The sequence below is a fragment of the Pseudomonas sp. MD195_PC81_125 genome, from assembly GCF_014060985.1.
GTDB classification, from domain to species: domain Bacteria; phylum Pseudomonadota; class Gammaproteobacteria; order Pseudomonadales; family Pseudomonadaceae; genus Aquipseudomonas; species Aquipseudomonas parakoreensis.
Genome location: NZ_JABULD010000174.1, coordinates 1 through 7,312, shown reverse-complemented (window position 1 = coordinate 7,312; position 7,312 = coordinate 1). Strand labels below are relative to the sequence as shown.

Genomic DNA, 7,312 nt, shown 5'->3' with positions numbered 1-7,312 from the left:
TGCTCGCGAATGCGTCGGCAGGTTCAGCATCAACGTTGACTGATCCAACGCTTTCGCGAGCAGGCTCGCTCCCACATGAATTGTGCTGCGTCGTAAGGTTCTTCCTTTATTAATAACAATAGAAAGCAGAGGTCACCGGTGGAGCAAGAAGCCTGGCAGGTATTGATAGTCGAGGACGACCAGCGACTGGCCGAACTCACCCGCGAATACCTGCAAGCCAATGGATTGCGCGTGGAGATCGAAGGCAACGGTGCGCTGGCGGCGGCGCGGATCATCAAGGAACAGCCGGACCTGGTGATCCTCGACCTGATGCTGCCCGGTGAAGACGGCTTGAGCATTTGCCGCAAGGTCCGCGACCGTTACGACGGGCCGATCCTGATGCTCACCGCGCGCACCGACGATGCCGACCAGATCCAGGGCCTCGACCTCGGTGCTGACGATTACGTGTGCAAACCGGTGCGCCCACGGCTGTTGCTGGCACGGATTCAGGCTTTGCTGCGGCGCAGTGACAGCGCCGAGCTGGTCGCGGAAAAAAGCCGCCGCCTGCAATTCGGCCCGCTGGTGGTGGACAACGCCTTGCGCGAAGCCTGGCTCAGTGACAGCGGCATCGAACTGACCAGCGCCGAATTCGACCTGCTCTGGCTGCTGGTGTCGAATGCCGGACGAATCCTCTCTCGCGAAGAAATCTTCACTGCGCTGCGTGGCATCGGCTATGACGGCCAGGACCGCTCGATCGATGTGCGCATCTCGCGCATCCGCCCGAAAATCGGCGATGACCCCGATCATCCGCGCCTGATCAAGACCATCCGCAGCAAAGGCTATCTGTTCGTTCCGGAAGCCTGCGTGGATCTGGCGCTGTGAACTCGATCTTCCTGCGCATCTATGGCGGCATGTGCGCGGCGCTGATTCTGGTAGCGGTGCTTGGGGGGGCTGGCACTGCACCTGCTCAATCAGGTGCGCAGCGAGCAATACCGCGAGCGCCTGGCCCACGGCACGTTCTCGCTGATGGCCGACAACCTGCAACCGATGAACGCAACCGAGCGCCACCGGGCATTGTTGGTCTGGGAGCGCCTGCTGGGGATTCCGCTGGCGCTGAAGACGTTTTCCGAGACCGATCTGGACCTCTCTCAGCGCGCCCGGGTGCAGCGCGGTCAGGCACTTGTGGAGCAGACCGGTCCGCATGCGGCGCGGGTCTATCGACTGGTCAGCGACAAGGAACAGTTGCTGCTGACCGGCGATGTCCAGCAGATCAGCGAACAACTGGCCCGTGCGACTATTTACCTGCTGGCCGATGAACTGGTGCGGGTGCCGGTTGGCGAACAGCCCAAGCGGCTGGCGCAGTTAAAGGAGGAGAAAGGTTTCGGTTTTGATTTGCGCCTGGTCACGGTCAACGAGGCCGACATGGACGAAGACCAGAGCCGCCGTGTGTCCGAGGGCGATACGGTGATGGCGCTGGGCAAGGGCGGGGACTCGATCCGGGTGTTTGCCGGCATGGTCGGCACGCCGTGGGTGCTGGAAATCGGTCCGCTGTATCAGATGAATCCGTACCCGCCGCAATGGCTGGTGCTGATTGCGGCCCTCGGCCTGAGCCTGATCGGGCTGATCGTTTATCTGTTGGTGCGCCAGCTCGAACGACGTCTGCGCGGTCTCGAAGCCGCCGCCACGCGCATCGCCAAGGGCAGTCTGGAAACCCGAGTGCCGGCTCGTGGCGCTGACTCGGTGGGGCGGCTGGCGGCAGCGTTCAATGGCATGGCCGAGCACTTGCAGCAGTTGCTGGCGATCCAGCGCGAACTGGTGCGCGCGGTGTCCCATGAGTTGCGTACACCCGTGGCGCGTCTGCGGTTCGGGCTGGAGATGATCGGCTCGGCCACCACCCCGCAGGCGCTGGAAAAGTACCGCGAGGGCATGGATCACGACATCGAGGATCTCGATAAGCTGGTGGACGAAATGCTCACCTACGCGCGGCTGGAGCAGGGGTCACCCGCGCTGACCTTTCAACGCATCGACCTCGATGCGCTGGTCAATCAAGTCATCGAAGAACTGGCGCCGTTACGTGCCGAGGTCACTGTACAACGCGGGTTGTGCCTGTCCGCTGCCGATAATGACGGCGCCTGGGTCGAGGCCGAGCCGCGCTTCCTGCACCGCGCGTTGCAGAATCTGGTGAGCAACGCGATGCGCCATGCGCACTCGCACGTCACGGTGAGTTATCAGGTTGGACAGTTGCGCTGCCGGGTGGATGTCGAGGATGACGGGCCGGGTGTGCCGGAGTCAGCGTGGGAGCGCATCTTCACGCCGTTCCTGCGTCTGGATGACAGCCGCACACGGGCGTCGGGCGGGCATGGGCTGGGTCTGTCGATTGTGCGGCGGATCATTCACTGGCATGACGGGCGGGCGCTGATCAACAAGAGCAAGAGTCTGGGTGGGGCCTGTTTCAGTCTGAGCTGGCCGAGGAATCAGGAACGCCGCTGAGTTTTGTGCTGGTTTTGCCGGCCGCAATCGCTGGCAAGCCGGCTCCCACATTGTCCGGGGGCAGCACACGTTTTGGATACACCCCTGAAACCTGTGGAAGCTGGCTTGCCAGTGATGGGGACTTACCGGCGCTGAAAAATCTTCAGGCAGGAATGCTGACCAGACTCAACAACTGCCCATCCTGCACCCCGAACTGCGCGTCCAGCTCGGTGCCATGACGCCATTCACCTGAAAGATCGGTCAGCAAGCGCAAGCGAACCTGACCCTGCTCCGTCCACTCCAGCACCTCGGCGTGCTCGAAATAAAAGCGCTTCTGCACAATCGGGTACAGCGCCTTGAACAGGCTCTCTTTCACCGAAAACGTCAGGGTCACCCACAACCCCAGTTGCTCTCGCGAGCCGGCGGCCATGCGCTGCAATTCCGCTGGCGTGAGGATCTCCCCGGCCAGGCGTTCGGCGCGCTCGCTGTCGAGCAGGTTTTCCAGATCCATGCCCAAGCCGCGCCAGTGCCGCTTGTTGGCGACAATCGCCGCCGCGTGTCCGGTGCTGTGGGTGATCGAGCCGCAGATGTGCGCCGGCCACACCGGCGCCCGGTCTTCGCCAATCGCCGGAATCACATTTGAGCCTTCCAGTTGCTGCAGCGCAGCCCGGGCACAAATCCGCCCGGCGAGAAACTCGGCCTGCCGTTTGGCCACCGAGCGCTGAACGCTCGGCGGCGGCTCGATGGCGCTGCGCTGGAAGTCATCGCCGAGCAGTTGCTTCGGATCGAAACGGGTGCTGAGCAGGACGGTGTCAGGCAACACGTTGGGCAACGGCCAATGGGCGTCGAGCGGGGTGCAGCAGGCGGGGAGGGGCGGGCTGGAATTCATGGCGGGCATTTTGCCGGTTGGCGCGGATGCTGGGTAGAGCCAAAACCTGTATCAGGCGTCGCTGACCCTGTAGGAGCTGCCGAAGGCTGCGATCTTTTTGATCTTGCTTCTTAAGATCAAGAACAAAAGATCGCAAGCCTTCGGCAGCTCCTACAGGGGGCGAAGTGGGTCAGCTGAAGATTTTCTGGAAGAACGCCTTCATGTCCGCCCAGGATTTTTCATCGGCCGCTTTGTTGTAGCCGATATCCGGGCCACCGTGATCGCCGTGGCTCAAGCGATCGGCATCCGGATTGGTGAAACCGTGCCTGGCGCCGTTGAGGCTGACGAATCTGTAGTCGGCGCCGGCCTTGTCCATTTCGGATTTGAACGCGGTGACGTTGTCGGCAGTGACCATGCTGTCCAGCGCGCCGTGTTCGACCAGAATTTTCGCCTTCACACTGCCGGGCGTCGCCGGGGTGGTGGTCGCCAGCGCACCGTGGAAACTCACCACGCCCGCCAGCGGCTCGCCCTGACGCGCGGCGTTGAGCACCACGCCACCGCCGAAGCAGTAACCGATGGCGGCGATTTTATTGACGTCGGTCTGCGGCTGCTTTTTCAGCAGATTCAACCCGGCCTCGAAGCGCTTGCTGGACGCAGCGGCATCCTGGGTCGCGGCCTGCATGAACGCCATCGCATCTTTCGGGTGCTCGGTGTTCTTGCCCTCGCCATACATGTCGATTGCCAAGGCGCTGTAGCCCAGTTCGGCGAGGTCGCGGGCGCGGCGTTTGGCGTAATCGTTCAGGCCCCACCATTCATGCACCACCACCACGCCCGGGCGTTTGCCCTTGATCGCGTCGTCGTAAGCGTAATAACCGATCAGTCGGGTGCCGTCGGCACTCTGGTAGGGAATCTCCTGAGTCTTGATCGCGGCGTTGGCCAGACTGCTGGCGGCGAGCAAGGCGAGGGCGAGGAACAGGCGCATGGTCGGTCTCCTTATCGAAAGTGGTCAGAACAGCCTAGTCGATTTGATTCAGCGCAGGTTCAGAGAGTGTTCAGGGCAGGTACAGGGGCAGGTCAGTAACCTTGCGCCATACCCAAACAGCACTGTGAAAGAGGAAACGCGATGAATCGTCTGAACAAACTGCTGCTGGCTTTTACCTTGTTGGGCTCCAGCCTTGCGGCACATGCCGATGACACCAGCAACTTCGCCGGCCTGACCTTTGGCCAGACCAGTGACAAGGTCAAAAAGTCCCACGCGCTGAACGACAACCTTGGCCACCCGGACGCCAGCGGTGCAATCGACGGCAACAACACCTACGGCGTGCGCCTCGGTCAGCAAAACTCGCAAGGTCGCTACTACGCCACCTACGACAACGTGTCCGGTTCGCACAATGGCATTAAACTGCGCCAGGAAAATCTACTGGGCAGTTACGATCTGTTCTATCCAGTGGGCGGCAGCACCAAGCTGTTCGGCGGCGCCACGGCCGGTTTGACCAAGCTGACTCAGGATTCGCCAGGCTACAGCCGTGACAGCGACATCGGGTACGCCGTCGGTGGTCAGTTCGGTGTGCTGCAACAGGTGGCGCAGAATGTGTCGGTCGAACTCGGCTACCGTTACCTGATGAGCAACGCCAGCACTGAAATGAAAGAGAGCGGTGGCAGCAAGCAAGGCTCGCTGGACTTGACCAGCAGCGCCCAGACTTACCTGTCGGCGAACTACGCTTTCTAAAGCGCGGTTCGCTCTAGACCCTGTGGGAGCGAGCTTGCTCGCGAAAGCGGTCTATCAGTCGACAGCACTGTTGGCTGATACATCGCCTTTGCGAGCAAGCCCGCTCCCACACATGCGTTGTTGGAGTTTTTGATTTGCCCGGGAGAGCGTTATGAAGCTGTTGGTCGTCGAAGATGAAGCGCTGTTGCGCCATCACCTGCAAACCCGCCTGACGGAGAGTGGCCACGTGGTCGAGTCCGTGGCCAATGCCGAAGAGGCGCTGTACCAGACCGGACAGTTCAACTTCGATCTGGCGGTGATCGACCTCGGTCTGCCCGGCATGGGCGGTCTGGACCTGATTCGCCAGTTGCGTTCGAGCGGCAAGACCTTTCCGATCCTGATTCTCACTGCCCGTGGCAATTGGCAGGACAAGGTCGAGGGCCTCGCCGCCGGTGCCGACGACTACGTGGTCAAGCCGTTCCAGTTCGAAGAACTCGATGCGCGCCTCAACGCCTTGCTGCGTCGCTCCAGCGGCTTCACCCAGTCGACCATCGTCGCCGGGCCGTTGTTGCTTGATCTCAATCGCAAGCAGGCGTCACTGGATGAAGAGCCGCTGGCGCTGACCGCCTACGAATACCGCATCCTCGAATACCTGATGCGCCACCACCAGCAAGTGGTGCCCAAGGATCGCCTGATGGAACAGCTCTATCCGGACGACGACGAGCGTGATCCGAACGTGATCGAAGTGCTGGTCGGCCGCTTGCGCCGCAAGCTCGAAGGCCCGGGCGGGTTCAAGCCGATCGATACCGTGCGTGGTCTCGGCTACCTGTTCAATGAGCGCTGCACTTGATTCGTTCTCTTCGCGTTCGCTTGATGCTCGCCGCCACCACGTTGGCGGTGTTGTTCATGCTCGGCTTGCTGCCGGCCATGCAGGGCGCGTTCAGCCTGGCACTGCAGGACTCGATCGAGCAGCGCCTGGCGTCGGACGTCACCACGCTGATCTCGGCGGCACGCGTCGACAGTGGTCATCTGGTGATGCCGGCGCAACTGCCGGATGAGCGCTTTAATCTTACCGACAACCGCCTGCTCGGCTACATCTACGACCGCGAAGGCAAACTGGTCTGGCGCTCGAAAGGTACGCAGGAAGAGCAGATCAACTACAAGCCGCGTTACGACGGCATGGGTAACGAGTTCGCGCGGATCCGCGAGAGCAACGGCCAGGAGTTTTTCGTCTACGACGTCGAAGTCAAACTGCTCGGCGGCAAGAGCGCGGCTTTCAGTATCGTTGCGCTGCAACCGGTGCGCGAATATGAAAACACCCTTGAAGGCCTGCGCGAGAACCTCTATCTGGGCTTCGGCGCTGCCTTGTTGGTGCTGCTGGCGCTGTTGTGGATCGGCCTGACCTGGGGCCTCAAGGCGCTGCGTCGGCTGAGTCAGGAACTCGACGAAATCGAAAGCGGCACCCGCGAAAGCCTCACCGAACAGCACCCGCGCGAACTGCTGCGCCTGACCGGCTCGCTCAACCGTTTGCTGCACAGTGAACGCCAGCAACGCAGCCGTTACCGCGACTCTCTCGATGACCTGGCGCACAGCCTGAAAACCCCGTTGGCGGTGTTGCAAGGGGTCAGTGAAGACATGGCCCAACGCCCGGAAGATCGCGATCAAGCCTGGGTGCTGCAAACCCAGATCGAACGCATGAGCCAGCAAATCAGCTATCAACTGCAACGGGCCAGCCTGCGCAAAAGCGGTCTGGTGCGCCATCAGGTGCGGCTGCGGCCGGTGCTCCAGAGCCTGTGCGATACGCTGGACAAGGTTTACCGCGACAAACATGTTCGAGTGGCGTTCGACCTGCCGGAGCAATGTTATGTGCCGATCGAACAGGGCGCGTTGCTGGAGATGATGGGCAACCTGCTGGAAAACGCTTATCGCCTGTGCCTGAGCGAAGTGCGCATCAGCGTGCGCGAGAGCCTGACCGGTATCGAGTTGTGCATCGAAGACGACGGCCCCGGCGTGCCGCCGAATCAGCGCGCGCGAATCCTTGAGCGCGGCGAACGACTGGATCGTCAGCATCCGGGGCAGGGCATCGGGCTGGCGGTGGTCAAGGACATCATCGAAAGCTACAACGCCAAGCTAATGCTCGGGGGATTCGCCGATGGGCGGGGCGGCATTCAGGATTCAGTTTCCTGCGGTTTAGGTGTTGGTCTTTCGGGCGCCATCGCTGGCAAGCCAGCTCCCACAGTGTCCGAGTCGTATACAAATTCCTTGAACGACATCAAAACCTGTGGGAG

General features: G+C 61.6%; 5 protein-coding genes and 2 pseudogenes. 5 read left to right on the top strand and 2 right to left on the bottom strand.

The window, feature by feature from the left end; translation table 11 throughout:
* Nucleotides 1-138 precede the first annotated feature (138 nt).
* Both HT737_RS07655 and HT737_RS07650 read left to right on the top strand, forming a co-directional pair.
* Nucleotides 139-861 (top strand): response regulator, encoded by a 723-nt coding sequence (locus HT737_RS07655; RefSeq protein ID WP_182402066.1) that lies wholly within the window; start codon nucleotides 139-141, stop codon nucleotides 859-861.
* A pseudogene (locus tag HT737_RS07650) lies at nucleotides 858-2,469 on the top strand (ATP-binding protein). Before HT737_RS07655 ends, HT737_RS07650 begins: the two are co-directional and overlap by 4 nt.
* A 142-nt stretch (nucleotides 2,470-2,611) precedes the next feature.
* On the opposite strand, the gene HT737_RS07645 reads toward HT737_RS07650, so the two are convergent.
* Together HT737_RS07645 and HT737_RS07640 are read right to left on the bottom strand one after the other, a co-directional pair.
* Nucleotides 2,612-3,337 carry a 4'-phosphopantetheinyl transferase gene (locus HT737_RS07645; RefSeq protein ID WP_220459339.1) on the bottom strand — a complete coding sequence of 242 codons (726 nt, stop codon included), beginning with the start codon at nucleotides 3,335-3,337 and terminating at the stop codon, nucleotides 2,612-2,614.
* A 169-nt stretch (nucleotides 3,338-3,506) separates the two neighbouring features.
* A complete protein-coding gene (locus HT737_RS07640; protein ID WP_182402062.1) occupies nucleotides 3,507-4,298 on the bottom strand; it encodes a dienelactone hydrolase family protein in 792 nt (263 codons plus the stop codon).
* Nucleotides 4,299-4,439: 141 nt separating this feature from the next.
* On the opposite strand from HT737_RS07640, the gene HT737_RS07635 reads away from it, so the two are divergent.
* From HT737_RS07635 to HT737_RS07625, 3 genes and pseudogenes are all read left to right on the top strand, one after another.
* On the top strand, nucleotides 4,440-5,045 hold the full coding sequence (locus HT737_RS07635; protein WP_027612287.1) for a membrane protein: 606 nt from the start codon (nucleotides 4,440-4,442) through the stop codon (nucleotides 5,043-5,045).
* A gap of 151 nt (nucleotides 5,046-5,196) precedes the next feature.
* Nucleotides 5,197-5,874, top strand: coding sequence for a response regulator transcription factor (locus HT737_RS07630; RefSeq protein ID WP_027612288.1), 678 nt, complete (start codon nucleotides 5,197-5,199; stop codon nucleotides 5,872-5,874).
* A pseudogene (locus HT737_RS07625) lies at nucleotides 5,871-7,218 on the top strand (ATP-binding protein). The gene HT737_RS07630 and the pseudogene HT737_RS07625 overlap by 4 nt, the downstream one beginning before the upstream one ends.
* The last annotated feature ends 94 nt before the right edge of the window (nucleotides 7,219-7,312 follow it).